This window comes from Sphingopyxis lindanitolerans (assembly GCF_002993885.1).
Lineage (GTDB): Bacteria > Pseudomonadota > Alphaproteobacteria > Sphingomonadales > Sphingomonadaceae > Sphingopyxis > Sphingopyxis lindanitolerans.
This window is the reverse complement of record NZ_CM009578.1, coordinates 988,263-1,001,521: the sequence shown is the minus strand read 5'-3', so window position 1 is coordinate 1,001,521 and position 13,259 is coordinate 988,263. Positions and strand designations below refer to the sequence as shown.

13 protein-coding genes are annotated in these 13,259 nt (G+C 65.7%); 8 read left to right on the top strand and 5 right to left on the bottom strand.

Annotation, left to right across the window (positions count from 1 at the left end; translation table 11 throughout):
- Positions 1–2 precede the first annotated feature (2 nt).
- Positions 3–4,283 carry a DNA-directed RNA polymerase subunit beta' gene (gene rpoC / locus CVO77_RS04785; protein ID WP_105998132.1) on the top strand — a complete coding sequence of 1,427 codons (4,281 nt, stop codon included), beginning with the start codon at positions 3–5 and terminating at the stop codon, positions 4,281–4,283.
- A gap of 421 nt (positions 4,284–4,704) precedes the next feature.
- On the opposite strand, the gene CVO77_RS04780 is transcribed toward rpoC, so the two are convergent.
- Positions 4,705–4,884, bottom strand: a complete 180-nt coding sequence (locus tag CVO77_RS04780) for a PspC domain-containing protein (protein WP_105998131.1) — start codon at positions 4,882–4,884, stop codon at positions 4,705–4,707.
- A 56-nt stretch (positions 4,885–4,940) separates the two neighbouring features.
- Positions 4,941–5,069 (bottom strand): hypothetical protein, encoded by a 129-nt coding sequence (locus CVO77_RS21785; RefSeq protein ID WP_275541964.1) that lies wholly within the window; start codon positions 5,067–5,069, stop codon positions 4,941–4,943.
- A 384-nt stretch (positions 5,070–5,453) separates the two neighbouring features.
- On the opposite strand from CVO77_RS21785, the gene CVO77_RS04775 reads away from it, so the two are divergent.
- On the top strand, positions 5,454–6,440 hold the full coding sequence (locus CVO77_RS04775; protein WP_420822529.1) for an AAA family ATPase: 987 nt from the start codon (positions 5,454–5,456) through the stop codon (positions 6,438–6,440).
- A gap of 99 nt (positions 6,441–6,539) precedes the next feature.
- Here CVO77_RS04775 and CVO77_RS04770 read toward each other — a convergent pair whose 3' ends face one another.
- The 3 genes from CVO77_RS04770 to pdxH form a co-directional block, all read right to left on the bottom strand.
- A complete protein-coding gene (locus tag CVO77_RS04770; protein WP_105998130.1) occupies positions 6,540–6,746 on the bottom strand; it encodes a hypothetical protein in 207 nt (68 codons plus the stop codon).
- 79 nt (positions 6,747–6,825) lie between these two features.
- Positions 6,826–7,644, bottom strand: a complete 819-nt coding sequence (locus CVO77_RS04765) for a PhzF family phenazine biosynthesis protein (protein ID WP_105998129.1) — start codon at positions 7,642–7,644, stop codon at positions 6,826–6,828.
- Complete coding sequence (gene pdxH, locus CVO77_RS04760) at positions 7,641–8,219, bottom strand: pyridoxamine 5'-phosphate oxidase (RefSeq protein ID WP_242446099.1); 579 nt, start codon at positions 8,217–8,219, stop codon at positions 7,641–7,643. The genes CVO77_RS04765 and pdxH overlap by 4 nt, the downstream gene beginning before the upstream one ends.
- A 180-nt stretch (positions 8,220–8,399) precedes the next feature.
- Here pdxH and CVO77_RS04755 point away from each other — a divergent pair, with 180 nt between their 5' ends.
- From CVO77_RS04755 to aroC, 6 genes are read left to right on the top strand one after another with little or no spacing between them, the layout of a single operon-like run.
- Entirely contained in the window at positions 8,400–9,329 is a 930-nt protein-coding gene (locus CVO77_RS04755) for a DnaJ C-terminal domain-containing protein (protein ID WP_105998128.1), read from the top strand.
- 3 nt (positions 9,330–9,332) lie between these two features.
- Entirely contained in the window at positions 9,333–10,409 is a 1,077-nt protein-coding gene (locus CVO77_RS04750; protein WP_105998127.1) for a YihY/virulence factor BrkB family protein, read from the top strand.
- A complete protein-coding gene (locus CVO77_RS04745) occupies positions 10,406–11,233 on the top strand; it encodes an SDR family oxidoreductase (protein WP_105998126.1) in 828 nt (275 codons plus the stop codon). Before CVO77_RS04750 ends, CVO77_RS04745 begins: the two co-directional genes overlap by 4 nt.
- The gene (locus CVO77_RS04740; protein ID WP_105998125.1) at positions 11,226–11,753 is read left to right on the top strand and encodes a GNAT family N-acetyltransferase; all 528 of its coding nucleotides are present in this window, start codon (positions 11,226–11,228) and stop codon (positions 11,751–11,753) included. Before CVO77_RS04745 ends, CVO77_RS04740 begins: the two co-directional genes overlap by 8 nt.
- Positions 11,754–11,809: 56 nt before the next feature.
- Positions 11,810–12,184 carry a VOC family protein gene (locus tag CVO77_RS04735; RefSeq protein WP_105998124.1) on the top strand — a complete coding sequence of 125 codons (375 nt, stop codon included), beginning with the start codon at positions 11,810–11,812 and terminating at the stop codon, positions 12,182–12,184.
- Positions 12,181–13,257, top strand: a complete 1,077-nt coding sequence (gene aroC / locus CVO77_RS04730; RefSeq protein ID WP_105998123.1) for a chorismate synthase — start codon at positions 12,181–12,183, stop codon at positions 13,255–13,257. Before CVO77_RS04735 ends, aroC begins: the two co-directional genes overlap by 4 nt.
- Positions 13,258–13,259 lie beyond the last annotated feature (2 nt).

Below are 13,259 nucleotides of genomic sequence, written 5' to 3'. Positions count from 1 at the left end.
TTATGAACCAGCTTACCAACTTCATGAACCCGGTGGCGAAGGCCGAAACCTTCGACATGATCAAGATCGGCATCGCGAGCCCCGAGCGCATCCGCTCGTGGTCGTTCGGCGAGATCAAGAAGCCCGAAACCATCAACTACCGCACGTTCAAGCCCGAACGCGACGGCCTGTTCTGCGCGCGCATCTTTGGCCCGATCAAGGATTATGAATGCCTGTGCGGCAAGTATAAGCGCATGAAATACAAGGGCATCGTCTGCGAAAAATGCGGTGTCGAAGTCACGGTGACCAAGGTCCGCCGCGAGCGCATGGGCCATATCGAACTCGCCGCGCCGGTCGCGCACATCTGGTTCCTGAAGTCGCTGCCGTCGCGCATCGGCCTGCTGCTCGACATGCAGCTCAAGCAGCTCGAGCGCGTCCTCTATTTCGAAGCCTATATCGTCCTTGAGCCCGGCCTGACGCCGCTCGAGAAATTCCAGCTTCTGACCGAAGACGAACTGCTCGACGCGCAGGACGAATATGGCGAAGACGCCTTCAGCGCCGGCATCGGCGCCGAGGCGATCCGCGTCCTGCTCGAAAATCTCGATCTCGAACAGGAACGTGTCGACCTGATGGAAGATCTGGCGACGACCAAGTCGGAGCTGAAGCCCAAGAAGATCATCAAGCGGCTGAAGGTCGTCGAAAGCTTCATCGATTCGGGCAACCGCCCCGAATGGATGATCCTCGAAGTCGTTCCCGTGATCCCGCCCGAACTGCGCCCGCTGGTGCCGCTCGACGGCGGCCGCTTCGCGACGTCGGATTTGAACGATCTTTATCGCCGCGTGATCAACCGCAACAACCGTTTGAAGCGCCTGATGGAACTGCGCGCGCCGGACATCATCGTCCGCAACGAAAAGCGCATGTTGCAGGAAGCCGTCGACGCGCTGTTCGACAACGGCCGCCGCGGCCGCACGATCACCGGCGCCAACAAGCGTCCGCTGAAATCGCTGTCCGACATGCTCAAGGGCAAGCAGGGCCGTTTCCGCCAGAATCTGCTCGGTAAGCGCGTCGATTATTCGGGCCGTTCGGTCATCGTGACCGGTCCCGAACTCAAGCTGCACCAGTGCGGCCTGCCGAAGAAGATGGCGCTCGAACTGTTCAAGCCGTTCATCTATGCGCGCCTCGACGCCAAGGGTCTGTCGATGACCCTGAAACAGGCGAAGAAGTGGGTCGAAAAGGAACGCAAGGAAGTCTGGGACATCCTCGACGAAGTCATTCGCGAGCATCCGGTCCTGCTGAACCGCGCCCCGACGCTTCACCGCCTCGGCATCCAGGCGTTCGAGCCCGTGCTGATCGAGGGCAAGGCGATCCAGCTTCACCCGCTGGTCTGCGCCGCGTTCAACGCCGACTTCGACGGTGACCAGATGGCGGTCCATGTGCCGCTGTCGCTGGAAGCCCAGCTCGAAGCCCGCGTGCTGATGATGTCGACCAACAACATCCTGTCCCCCGCGAACGGCAAGCCGATCATCGTGCCGTCGCAGGACATGGTGCTGGGTCTCTATTATCTGTCGATGGAGCGCCCCGGCGAACCGGGCGAGGGCATGTTGCTGGCCGACATGGCCGAAGTGCATCAAGCGCTGTTCGTCGGTGCGGTCACGCTGCACACCAAGGTAACGAGCCGCATCCCGCAGACCGACGAGAAGGGCAATGAATATTTTCAGCGCTTCGAAACGACCCCGGGACGCATGCTGATCGCCGAATGCCTGCCGAAATCGCACACCGTGCCCTTCGACGTCGTCAACCGCCTTCTCACCAAGAAGGAAATCGGCGACGTGATCGATCAGGTCTATCGTCACACCGGCCAGAAAGAGACGGTGCTGTTCGCCGACGCCATCATGGCGCTGGGCTTCCGCAATGCGTTCAAGGCCGGTATTTCCTTCGGCAAGGATGACATGATCATCCCGGCGTCGAAGGTGAAGACTGTCGACGACACCCGCGCTTTGGTGAAGGATTTCGAGCAGCAATATCAGGACGGCCTGATCACGCAGCAGGAAAAATATAACAAGGCGATTGATGCCTGGTCGCAGTGCGGCGACAAGGTCGCGAACGCGATGATGGACGAAATCCGCGCCGAGCCGAAAGACCCGAAGACGGGCCGTCTGGCCCCGATCAACTCCATCTACATGATGGCGCATTCGGGTGCCCGTGGTTCGCAGGCGCAGATGAAGCAGCTTGCCGGTATGCGCGGCCTGATGGCCAAGCCGTCGGGCGAGATCATCGAAACGCCGATCATCTCGAACTTCAAGGAAGGCCTGACCGTCCTTGAATATTTCAACTCGACCCACGGCGCGCGCAAGGGCCTGGCCGACACCGCGCTCAAGACGGCGAACTCGGGTTACCTGACCCGCCGCCTCGTCGATGTGTCGCAGGACTGCGTCGTGATCGAGGATGATTGCGGCACGACGCGCGGCATGGAAATGCGGGCGATCATCCAGGGCGGTTCGACGATCGCCTCGCTGGGCGAGCGTATCCTTGGCCGCACGACGCTCGAAGATGTCGTCGACAAGGACGGCAACATCATCGCGCCCGTCGGCACGCTGCTCGACGAACCGACGACGCAGCGGATCGAGGACGCCGAAGTCCAGTCGGTCAAGATCCGTTCGCCGCTGGTCTGCGAAGCGACGCTGGGTGTTTGCGGCAAATGCTATGGCCGCGACCTGGCGCGCGGGACGCCGGTGAACATCGGCGAAGCGGTCGGCGTCATCGCGGCGCAGTCGATCGGCGAACCCGGCACGCAGCTGACCATGCGCACTTTCCACATCGGCGGTGCGGCGCAGGTCAACGAGCAGTCGAACGCCGAAGCGATCTCGGACGGCACGATCGAATATCGCGACATGGCGACGATCGTCGACCAGCGCGGCCGCCGTCTGGCGCTGTCGCGTTCGGGCGAAATCGCGATCATCGACAGCGAAGGCCGCGAGCGCGCGTCGCACAAGCTGCCCTATGGTGCGCAGATCATGCACAAGGACGGCGAGAAGGTGAAGAAGGGCGACCGGATTGCCGAATGGGATCCGTTCACCATGCCGCTGATCACCGAAAAGCAGGGCATCGTGAAGTATCAGGATCTTCAGGACACCAAGACGCTGATCGAACAGGTCGACGAAGCGACGGGCATCGCCCAGCGCGTCGTGATCGAATATCGTTCGGCGGGTCGTTCCAAGAAGGAAGACCTGCAACCGCGCCTGACCTTGCTCGACGACCAATCGGGCGAAGCCGCGCGCTATCTGCTCGCGGTCGGCACGATGCTGTCGGTCGAGGATGGTCAGGAAGTGCAGGCGGGCGACGTTCTGGCTCGCGTGACCCGTGAAGCGTCGAAGACGCGCGACATCACCGGCGGTCTGCCGCGGGTGGCCGAGCTGTTCGAGGCGCGCATTCCGAAGGATAATTCGGTGATCGCCAAGATCAGCGGTCGCATCGAATTCGTCAAGGATTACAAGGCGAAGCGCAAGATCGCGATCGTTCCGGAAGAAGGCGATCCGATCGAATATCTGATCCCGAAGTCGAAGGTTCTCGAAGTGCAGGAAGGCGACCAGGTCAAGCGCGGCGACGCGCTGATTTCGGGCTCGCCGAACCCGCACGACATCCTCGACGTGATGGGCGTGGAAGCGCTGGCCGAATATCTGGTCGCGGAAATCCAGGAAGTCTATCGACTCCAGGGCGTGAAGATCAACGACAAGCACATCGAGGTGATCGTTCGCCAGATGCTGCAGAAGGTCGAGATCACCGACGGCGGCGACACCACGCTGCTGCCGGGCGAACAGCTCGATTATCTGGAGATGATGGAATATAACGCCAAGCTGCCGAAGAACGGCAAGCCCGCCGAGGGGCGCCCGGTCCTGCTGGGCATCACCAAGGCGAGCCTCCAGACGCGCAGCTTCGTGTCGGCCGCGTCCTTCCAGGAAACGACCCGCGTCCTCACCGAAGCATCGGTGCAGGGCAAGATCGACTCGCTGCAGGGCCTCAAGGAGAATGTCATCGTCGGCCGCCTCATCCCGGCGGGCACCGGCGCTGCCATGAACCGCGTCCGCGTCACCGCCTCGTCGAAGGATGCGGCTCTACGTGCCGCGATGCGCACGAACCAGGAGCATCTGATCGCGCCGCAGACCGCCGCCGAGGAACATGCCGCCGAACTGGCGCAAGGCCCCGAAGCGGCGATCGGCAACGATCCGCTGGGTGCCGTCGAAGGCGAGACCCACGGCAGCGATGCCGATGCCGGCGACTATCTGCTCAAGAGCGACGAGGAATAAACCCCTCGATCCTTTCGGGCCTGACAGACAGAGCCCCGCCGGAGCGATCCGGCGGGGCTTTTTCGTTTGGCGGCTTTGGGGTGGGAAGCGGCCGTCTCCGATCCTCCCCGGCACGGGGAGGGGGAGGATCGCTTTTGGCCGCGATCGGTCGATTGCAGTCTTTAAACCTCGTCATGCTGAACTTGTTTCAGCATCCATGGCCTGCGTTCTCGTCCAGCGCCGCGCTGAATGAGACGTCCGGCCATGGACCCTGAAACAAGTTCAGGGTGACGATGAAAGAAATGTCGGCTTCCAGTCGGTAGCCGTCGTTCGCGACCGCAAAATAGAAAAGGGCCCACCGGTCCGGCCGGTGAGCCCTTGGTGCTTGGGAATGGGCGGGCCGGTGCGACGCGCTGGTGACAGCGACCGGCCCTTCGCTGTCCTAGGGCGCGAGGATCGCGACGGCGAGGTACAGCAGCAGCGGCAGGCCGAAGCCCAGAAGCGTCAAGGCGACGAAGCCGACGCGCGTCCACAAGACGTCGATGCCGAACTGGTCCGCCATCCCGGCGCACACGCCGAAGATCATCCCGTTCCGACGATTCTTGCGAAAACCCTGGTTCATGTCTTTCCTTTCCATCCCGGCCTTGGGGCCGGCGTTGTTGGGGCAAAGGCGGCTGGTCAGGCGACCAGCCCACCGAATTGCGCAGCGTTCGGGCCGACAGCGGCGAGGAACATCAGCGAGCAATAGAGCGCGGCAACCGCGGCGATGGCGTAGCTCTTGAGCGAGTCGACATTGAAATGGGTCATGATCTTGTCCTTCCTAAATGGGTCCGCCGGGTCGTCCGGTGGATGCCCAGTGTATTGCAGGAGGCGTGCCAATTTCATTCATTGGCGGTTAACTGCGGGATTCTGGCTTCCGACATTTTATTTCAACGGAAATTTTGCGGTAAGATGGTGAAAATTCCAGATCATGGGGAATTTTCTTAATCGTTACCTCGCGCAGGCGGGGGCCGCGGGCTCCTTGCGCGACATCGTTGCATAAACCCATTGCCCCCGCGTGGGGGCGACGGTTTGGGGGAAGGGGCCCCACCCCGCTGCGACTAGCGCGCAAGTCTCGCTGCCCCTCCCGCCTGCGGGAGGGGGTAAAGGATGTTTCCTTCCGTGTGAGAAATATCCTACGCGCAACGGACAATGACGCTGACCCGCCTTTCGCTGACCGATTTTCGCAATCATGCCGGCGCGGACATGGCGGCGGCGGCTGGGCTCGTCGCGCTTCACGGCGATAATGGCGCGGGCAAGACGAATATATTGGAAGCGATCTCGCTGCTCGCGCCCGGCCGGGGGCTGCGCCGGGCGCCGCTGTCCGACATGGTGCGCGACGGTGCCGGCGGCGGCTTTGCCATTTTCGCCGAAGTGCTGGCCGGGGCCGATCTGCCGCCGGTCGCGCTGGGGACGGGGATCGAGTCCGCGCATCCGGGGCGGCGGATCGTGCGGATCAACGGCGCGTCGGCGGCGGCCGCTTCGCTCGGCGAATGGCTCGCGATCCTGTGGCTGACCCCGGCGATGGACCGGCTGTTCGTCGAGAGCGCGGGGAACCGGCGGCGCTTTCTCGATCGCCTCGTCCTTGCGCTCGACCCGCGCCACGCCCAGCACAGCAACCGTTACGAAGCGGCGCTGCGCGCGCGCGGCAAGCTGCTCGCCGATCCCGGACAGGCCGACCCGCAATGGCTCGCCAGCCTCGAGGCGCAGCTCGCCGAGCATGGCGCCGCGATAGATGGCGCGCGGCTCGCCGCGCTGGCGGCGCTGTCGGCCGATCTGGCGCAGCAGCCGGGCGCACCCTTCGCGCGGCCGCTGCTGACGCTCATCGACAGCGACGGCGCGGCGCGCGACGCGCCGCATGATGTCGATACGCTGACGGCGCTGTTCGCGGCGCGGCGCCGTATCGATGCCGCCGCGGGCCGCGCCACGCCGCGACCGGCCGCGCGGCGGCGCGCTGCTCGACCGGCGAGCAGAAGGCGATGCTGCTCTCGCTTGTTCTCGCGCACAGCGACTGCGTGGCGCGCGCGCGCGGTGCGCGGCCGGTGCTGCTGCTCGACGAGGTTACCGCGCACCTCGACCCCTCGCGCCGCGCCGCGCTTTATGAGCGGCTCGCGGGGCAGGGCGGGCAGGCGTGGCTGACCGGGACCGAAGCGGCACTGTTCGCCGACATGCCGGGTCCGGTGACGCGCTTTCGCATCATCGGCGGACGGATCGCGGCGGGCTGACCTCGCACGGCGCTCAGCCCTTGGGCTTGACCGTCACCCAGATGCTGATCGGCGCGGTGAATTTGCCCGGCGCGGGCTTGCCGACGTCGATCCGTTCGGCGGTGACAAGCTCGCCGGTCGCCAGATTGAAGCTCGCCCACGGTTTCGGCATGCGGCCAAAGCTCATGGTCTGGATTGGCTGGCCGGTGGCGGTGTTCATGATCGTTGCGGTGATACCCATGCGGCGCGGATAGCCGTGCGGCGGCGATAGTGTCCAGCGCGAAGCGAGCGGGGCGGCGAGACAGATAAAGGATGCTGCCCTAAAGCAGAAATTCCCCCACCAGCGTTGTCACGCAGCGCCCGGTCAGTTCGGCCCGGTCGCCGATCGCCCGGCAACCGACATGGCCGCCGCGCGCGCTCGCCTGATAGGCGGTGAAGGCGTCGCGGCCGAGGCGCGTGGTCCAATAGGGCGTCAGCACGCTGTGCGCCGACCCGGTCACCGGGTCTTCGGCTATGCCCGCGCCCGGAGCGAAAGCGCGGCTGACGACGTCGGCGCCCGACGGATCGCCCGCGCCGGGCGCGGTCGCGATATGGAGGATGTCGCTTTCGCCGAGCGCGGTAAAATCGGGCGCCAGCGCGCGGACCTCTGCGGCGCTGCGATAGACGACCAGCGCATAGCCGCCGTCGTGCCACAGCGTCTCGACCACCTCGCCGCCCAGCGCGCGGGCGATGTCGGGCAGCGGTTTCGCGGTCGCGCGATAGGCGGGCAGGTCCATGCGATACCCCTCGTCCTCGCCGTTGCGCGCGACCTGCAAGATGCCGGCCTTGCGGGTGCGAAAGCGCATCTCGCCGCGCCATTGGGCCGCCGACAGCAGCACATGCCCGCTCGCCAGCGTCGCGTGGCCGCAAAGCGCGACTTCGATCGTCGGGGTGAACCAGCGCAGCTCATAATCGGCCTCGCCGCTCTCGTCGGGGACGAGGAAAGCGGTTTCGGCGAGATTATTTTCCGCCGCCATCGCCTGGAGCAGGGCGTCGCTCAACCATTCCTCGAGCGGCATCACCGCCGCGGGATTGCCGGTGAACGGCCGGTCGGCAAAGGCATCGACGCGGGTGACGGGAAAGGAGCGGAGCGCGGTCATGGATAGAGCAGCCCTTTCGTCCAGCGTCCGCCGTCGCGGACATAAAGATTGCGTTCGTGCAGGCGATGCGCGCGGTCCTGCCAGAACTCGATCCGTTCGGGGGTGACGCGCCAGCCCGACCAGCGTGGCGGGCGCGGAACGTCCTGCCCGGCAAAGCGCGCCTCCATCTCGGCGAAGCGCGCCTCGAAGGTTTCGCGCGCGTCGAGCGGGCGCGACTGGTCGCTCGCCCAGGCGCCAAGCTGGCTGTCGCGGCCGCGCGTCGCGAAATAGGCGTCGGCGACGCTGTCCGCGACCGGGGCGACCGGCCCTTCGATCCGAATCTGGCGGCGCAGCGATTTCCAGTGGAACAGCAGCGCGACCTGGGGGTTCGCGGCCAACTCGCCGCCCTTGCGGCTGTCGAGATTGGTATAGAAGACGAAGCCGTCGGGGCCATGCCCCTTCAGCAGCACCATGCGCAGCGACGGGCGGCCGTCGGGGGTCGCGGTCGCCAGCGCCATCGCATTCGAATCATTGGGCTCGCTCGCTCGCGCTTCGGCAAGCCAAGCGTCGACCAGGGGAAAGGGATCGATCGTCATGCGCGCGGTCATAATGTGTGACAGGCACATGGTCGAGCGAAAGGCGCACGCCCCTTCATCGTCGCCCTGGATCAAGTCGGGGCGACGGGGGCGTTGGACTTGACCATCCCCGGCAACAATCCCACATCGCGCGCTCATCGGGCCTTCACGGCCAGTCACTTATCGGGCTACAGAAGACAGATGGCAGATCCTTATTCCACCCTTGGCGTCGCGAAAGCTGCAAGCGAAGCGGAGATCAAGACCGCCTATCGCAAGCTTGCCAAGGAACTGCATCCCGACCGGAACAAGGACAAGCCGAACGCGGCGGAGAAATTCTCCGACGTCACCAAGGCCTATGACCTGTTGTCCGACAAGACGAAACGCGCGCAATTCGACCGCGGCGAGATCGACGCCGACGGCAATCCCGCGATGCCCTTTGGCTTTGGCGGCGGGGGTGGCGGTTTTCGCGGCGATCCGCGCGGGCAGCCGCAGGGCGGCTTCGGCGGCGACGGCGCCGATTTCGGCGATATTTTCGAGGGGCTGTTCGGCGGGCGCGGCGGTGGCGGCGGGCCGTTCGGGTTCGGGGGCAACCGCCACGCGCCGCCGCCCGCGAAGGGCGCGAATGTCGGCTATCGCCTGTCGGTCTCCTTCGTCGATGCCGCGACGCAGGCGATGCAGCGGATCACGCTCGCCGACGGCAAGACGATCGACCTCAAGCTTCCCGCCGGGGTCGAAACCGGCACCCAGATGCGCCTTGCGGGCAAGGGGCATCCCGGCGCCGCGGGCCATGGCGACGGCATCGTCACCATCGCCGTCGGTGATCATCCTTTCTATGTGCGCGAAGGCGACAATATCCGGCTCGACCTGCCGATCACGCTGAACGAGGCGGTCAAGGGCGCCAAGATCAAGGTGCCCACCGTCGATGGCCCCGTCATGCTGTCGATTCCCGCCGGTGCGACCTCGGGCAAGGTCATGCGGCTCAAGGGCAAGGGGTTCAGCCGCAAGGGCGGCGGTCGCGGCGACCAGCTCGTGCGGCTGATGGTCGATATCCCCAAGGAGGATGCCGACCTTGCCAGACTGATCGAGGCCTGGACCGACGGCCGCGCGGTGCGGGCGGATTTGGGCGTGTGATGCGTGGCTGAACCGAGCGAGAAAAAGGCCGTCGCCGCGCTCGAACGCGAAGTGGCCGCCGAAGTCGAGCAGAAATTCCTTGCCGAGGGCCATTCGCCGCATTCGCCCGAGGCGCGCGCCGAGCGAGCCGAGCGCGTCAAATTGCGTGCGCGGGCGCAGGGCGCCATTGAGCGCGGGCGCGAGACGCTGGGCCCCGGAACGCGCGTTTTCCGGGTCATGCGCCGGGTGATCGTCGGCACCTACACCGACGGCTTCATCCACGCCGGAAACCTGGCCTATCTCGCGCTGATCGCACTGTTTCCCTTCTTCATCCTCGTCGCGGCGGTCGTCAGCCTGCTCGGCGGCAGCGCGGGCGGCGAGGCGGCGATCGAGGCGGTATTCTCGGTCATGCCGCCGACCGTCGCCAAGGCGCTGGCGGGGCCGATTCGCGAAGTGATGGGCGCGCGCACCGGCCTGTTCCTGTGGCTCGGCGCGATCGTCGCGCTGTGGACCGTCGGCAGCTTCATCGAAACGATGCGCGATATCTTGCGCCGCGCTTATGGCACCCATTTCTCGCGCGGCTTTTTCCACTATCGCCTGCTGTCGATCGGCATCATCACCGGCGCGGTCGTGCTGATGATCCTGTCGTTCAGCATGCAGGTGCTGATCGTCGGCGTCGAGCAATTCGTGACCCGCGTCCTGCCGTCCGCCTATCAGGCGGCGGGCACGGTCGCGCTGTCGCGCATCGTATCGGGGGCGGGGCTGTTCCTTGCCATCTACATGCTCTTCTATTCGTTGACTCCGTCGAAATATCGTCGGCTCAAATGCCCGAAATGGCCGGGTGCGCTGTTCACGACGCTCTGGTGGGTCGCGGTCACGCTCGCGCTGCCGCCGCTGCTCGCCAGTCTGATGAGCTATGATGCGACCTATGGCAGCCTGGCGGGGGTGATGGTCGCGCTATTCTTTTTCTATCTCGTCGGATTGGGTATGGTGATCGGCGCCGAACTCAACGCCGCGCTCGTCGAGGTTGAGGATTTGGGCCATGACGCTATTGGCCGCGTCGATGACGTAATTATTGCAAAGGCCGGAGAAGAAGAATGACGGGTCTGATGAAGGGCAAGCGCGGGCTGATCATGGGCCTTGCGAACGACAAGTCGCTCGCCTGGGGCATCGCGAAAGCGCTCCATGCGCACGGCGCCGAACTCGCGATCAGCTATCAGGGCGAGGTGATGAACAAGCGGGTGAAGCCGCTCGCCGACCAGCTCGGCTGCGATTTCCTGATCGATTGCGATGTCGCCGACATGGATAATCTCGACGCGGCGTTCGCGACGCTGGGTGCGCGCTGGCCGACGATCGATTTCGTCGTCCACGCGATCGGCTATACCAACAAGGAGGCGCTGCGCGGGGCCTATGCCGATGTGACGCTCGACGATTTCCTGATGACGATGAACATCAGCGTCTACAGCTTCACCGCGGTCGCCAGGCGCGCCGCGGCGATGATGACGCCGGTCGATCCCGAAACGGGCAAGGGCGGCGGGTCGATGCTGACCCTGTCCTATTATGGCGCCGAGAAGGTGATCCCGCACTATAATGTCATGGGCGTCGCCAAGTCGGCGCTCGAGACCAGCGTCAAATATCTCGCCAATGATTATGGTCCGCAGGGCGTGCGCGTGAACGCGATCTCGGCCGGGCCGATCAAGACGCTCGCCGCGAGCGGCATCGGCGACTTCCGCCTGATCCTCAAGTGGAACGAGCATAATGCCCCGCTTCGCCGCAACGTCACGATCGACGATGTCGGCGGCTCGGCGCTCTATCTGCTGAGCGACCTTGCGTCGGGCGTCACCGGCGAAACGCATCATGTCGACGCGGGCTATCACACCGTCGGCATGAAGCAGGAAGACGCGCCGGATATCGCGCTTGTCTGACGGCCTCGTCATCCGGGCCGCGACGGCGGCGGATGCCGATGCCATCGACGCCCTCGTCCGCGCCGCCTTTGCCGGCACCGACTTCGGCCATCAGGGCGAGGCCGAACTGGTGCGGATGCTGGAGGCCGACGGCGACGCACTCGTCTCGTTGGTGGCCGAGGCGGACGGCGCGATCGTCGGGCACGTCCTGTTCAGCCGCATGGCGGTCGAGGCCGATGGCGCGCCGCTGTCGGCAGCCGGTCTCGCGCCCGTATCGGTCGCGCCCGAACGGCAGGGGCAGGGGATCGGCGGCGCGCTGATTCGCGCCGGGCTCGATGCGCTGCGGGGGCAGGGCGTTCGCATGAGCTTCGTGCTTGGTCACGCGGATTATTATCCGCGCTTCGGCTATTCGCCCGATCTCGCCGCGCGTTTCGCTTCCCCCTTCGCCGGCCCGCATTTCATGGCGATGATGCTCGACGATACCGCGCGGCCGGTGGCGGGGCGGGCCGACTATGCGCCCGCCTTTGCCCGCTTCGGCTGACCGCGCCTCGCCCCGCGACGCTTGAACTTCGGCGCGAATCCCGCCATCGCGCAAGGATGGACTTCGCTTTGGCCATCGATCATGTGCAGGTCGCCATGCCCGTCGGCGGCGAGGCGTGCGCGCGCGCCTTTTTTGGCGCGCTGCTCGGGCTGGCTGAATTGCCCAAGCCCGCCGACATGGCGGCGCGCGGCGGCTGCTGGTTCGCGCTCGGCGATCGCCAGCTTCACCTTGGCGTCGAACAGGATTTCCGCCCGGCGAAAAAGGCGCATGTCGCGCTCGCGGTCGATGGGCTCGATGCGTTGCGTGCGCGGATCGAGGCGGCGGGTCATGCGACCCACGACGACAGCATCATCGACGGCCGCCACCGTTTCTTTACCGAAGACCCGTTCGGCAACCGGATCGAATTCATGGACAGGATCGCGCGCGTATGAGTTTCAACAGCTTCGGCCGCGTTTTCCGCTTCACGACCTGGGGCGAGAGTCACGGGCCCGCGCTGGGGGCGGTGGTCGACGGCTGTCCGCCGCGCCTGTCGCTGTCGGAGGGCGATATCCAGCCTTTCCTCGACCAGCGCCGCCCCGGCCAGTCGCGCCATACGACGCAGCGGCAGGAACCCGACCAGGTCCGCATCCTGTCGGGGGTGTTCGAGGGCAAGACGACGGGTACGCCGATCAGCCTGATGATCGAGAATGTCGACCAAAGATCGAAGGATTATGGCGAAATCGCCCAGGCCTATCGCCCCGGCCACGCCGATTATGCCTATGACGCCAAATATGGCATCCGCGATTATCGCGGCGGCGGGCGGTCGAGCGCGCGCGAGACGGCGGCGCGCGTCGCCGCGGGCGCGGTCGCACGGCTGGTGGTGCCCGAAGTGCAGATCCACGCCTGGGTGGCGGAGATTGGCGGCGATGCGATCGACCCCGCGAACTTCGACCTCGAAGAGATTGACCGCAATCCCTTTTTCTGTCCCGACCCCGCAGCAGCGCAGCGCTGGGAAGCGACGATGGACGCGGCGCGCAAGGCGGGCAGTTCGCTGGGCGCAGTCATCGAATGCGCGGCGAGCGGCGTCCCGGCGGGGTGGGGCGCGCCGGTCTATGCTAAGCTCGACAGCGACCTGGCCGCCGCGATGATGGGCATCAACGCGGTGAAGGGGGTCGAGATCGGCGCCGGCTTTCACGCCGCGCGCCTGCGCGGCGAGGAGAATGCCGACCCGATGCGCCCCGCCAGCGACGGCAGCAATCGCCCCGATTTCCTGTCGAACAACGCCGGCGGCATCGCGGGCGGCATCTCGACCGGGCAGCCGGTCGTCGTCCGGGTCGCGTTCAAGCCGACCAGCTCGATCCTCACCCCCGTGCCGACCGTCAACAAGGCGGGCGAGGCGACCGACATCGTCACCAAGGGCCGCCACGACCCCTGCGTCGGCATCCGCGGCGCGCCGGTGGTCGCGGCGATGATGGCGCTCGTCCTCGCCGACCACAAGCTGCTGCACCGCGCGCAGTGCGGCTGACA

Excerpts from the sequence above, each read along its gene's own strand:
- rpoC (WP_105998132.1), top strand. The coding sequence starts at position 3 with ATGAACCAGCTTACCAACTTCATGAACCCGGTGGCGAAGGCCGAAACC.
- CVO77_RS04780 (WP_105998131.1), bottom strand. The coding sequence starts at position 4,884 with ATGAACCAGGGTTTTCGCAAGAATCGTCGGAACGGGATGATCTTCGGC.
- CVO77_RS21785 (WP_275541964.1), bottom strand. The coding sequence starts at position 5,069 with ATGACCCATTTCAATGTCGACTCGCTCAAGAGCTACGCCATCGCCGCG.
- CVO77_RS04775 (WP_420822529.1), top strand. The coding sequence starts at position 5,454 with ATGACGCTGACCCGCCTTTCGCTGACCGATTTTCGCAATCATGCCGGC.
- CVO77_RS04770 (WP_105998130.1), bottom strand. The coding sequence starts at position 6,746 with ATGGGTATCACCGCAACGATCATGAACACCGCCACCGGCCAGCCAATC.
- CVO77_RS04765 (WP_105998129.1), bottom strand. The coding sequence starts at position 7,644 with ATGACCGCGCTCCGCTCCTTTCCCGTCACCCGCGTCGATGCCTTTGCC.
- pdxH (WP_242446099.1), bottom strand. The coding sequence starts at position 8,219 with ATGACGATCGATCCCTTTCCCCTGGTCGACGCTTGGCTTGCCGAAGCG.
- CVO77_RS04755 (WP_105998128.1), top strand. The coding sequence starts at position 8,400 with ATGGCAGATCCTTATTCCACCCTTGGCGTCGCGAAAGCTGCAAGCGAA.
- CVO77_RS04745 (WP_105998126.1), top strand. The coding sequence starts at position 10,406 with ATGACGGGTCTGATGAAGGGCAAGCGCGGGCTGATCATGGGCCTTGCG.
- CVO77_RS04735 (WP_105998124.1), top strand. The coding sequence starts at position 11,810 with ATGGACTTCGCTTTGGCCATCGATCATGTGCAGGTCGCCATGCCCGTC.
- aroC (WP_105998123.1), top strand. The coding sequence starts at position 12,181 with ATGAGTTTCAACAGCTTCGGCCGCGTTTTCCGCTTCACGACCTGGGGC.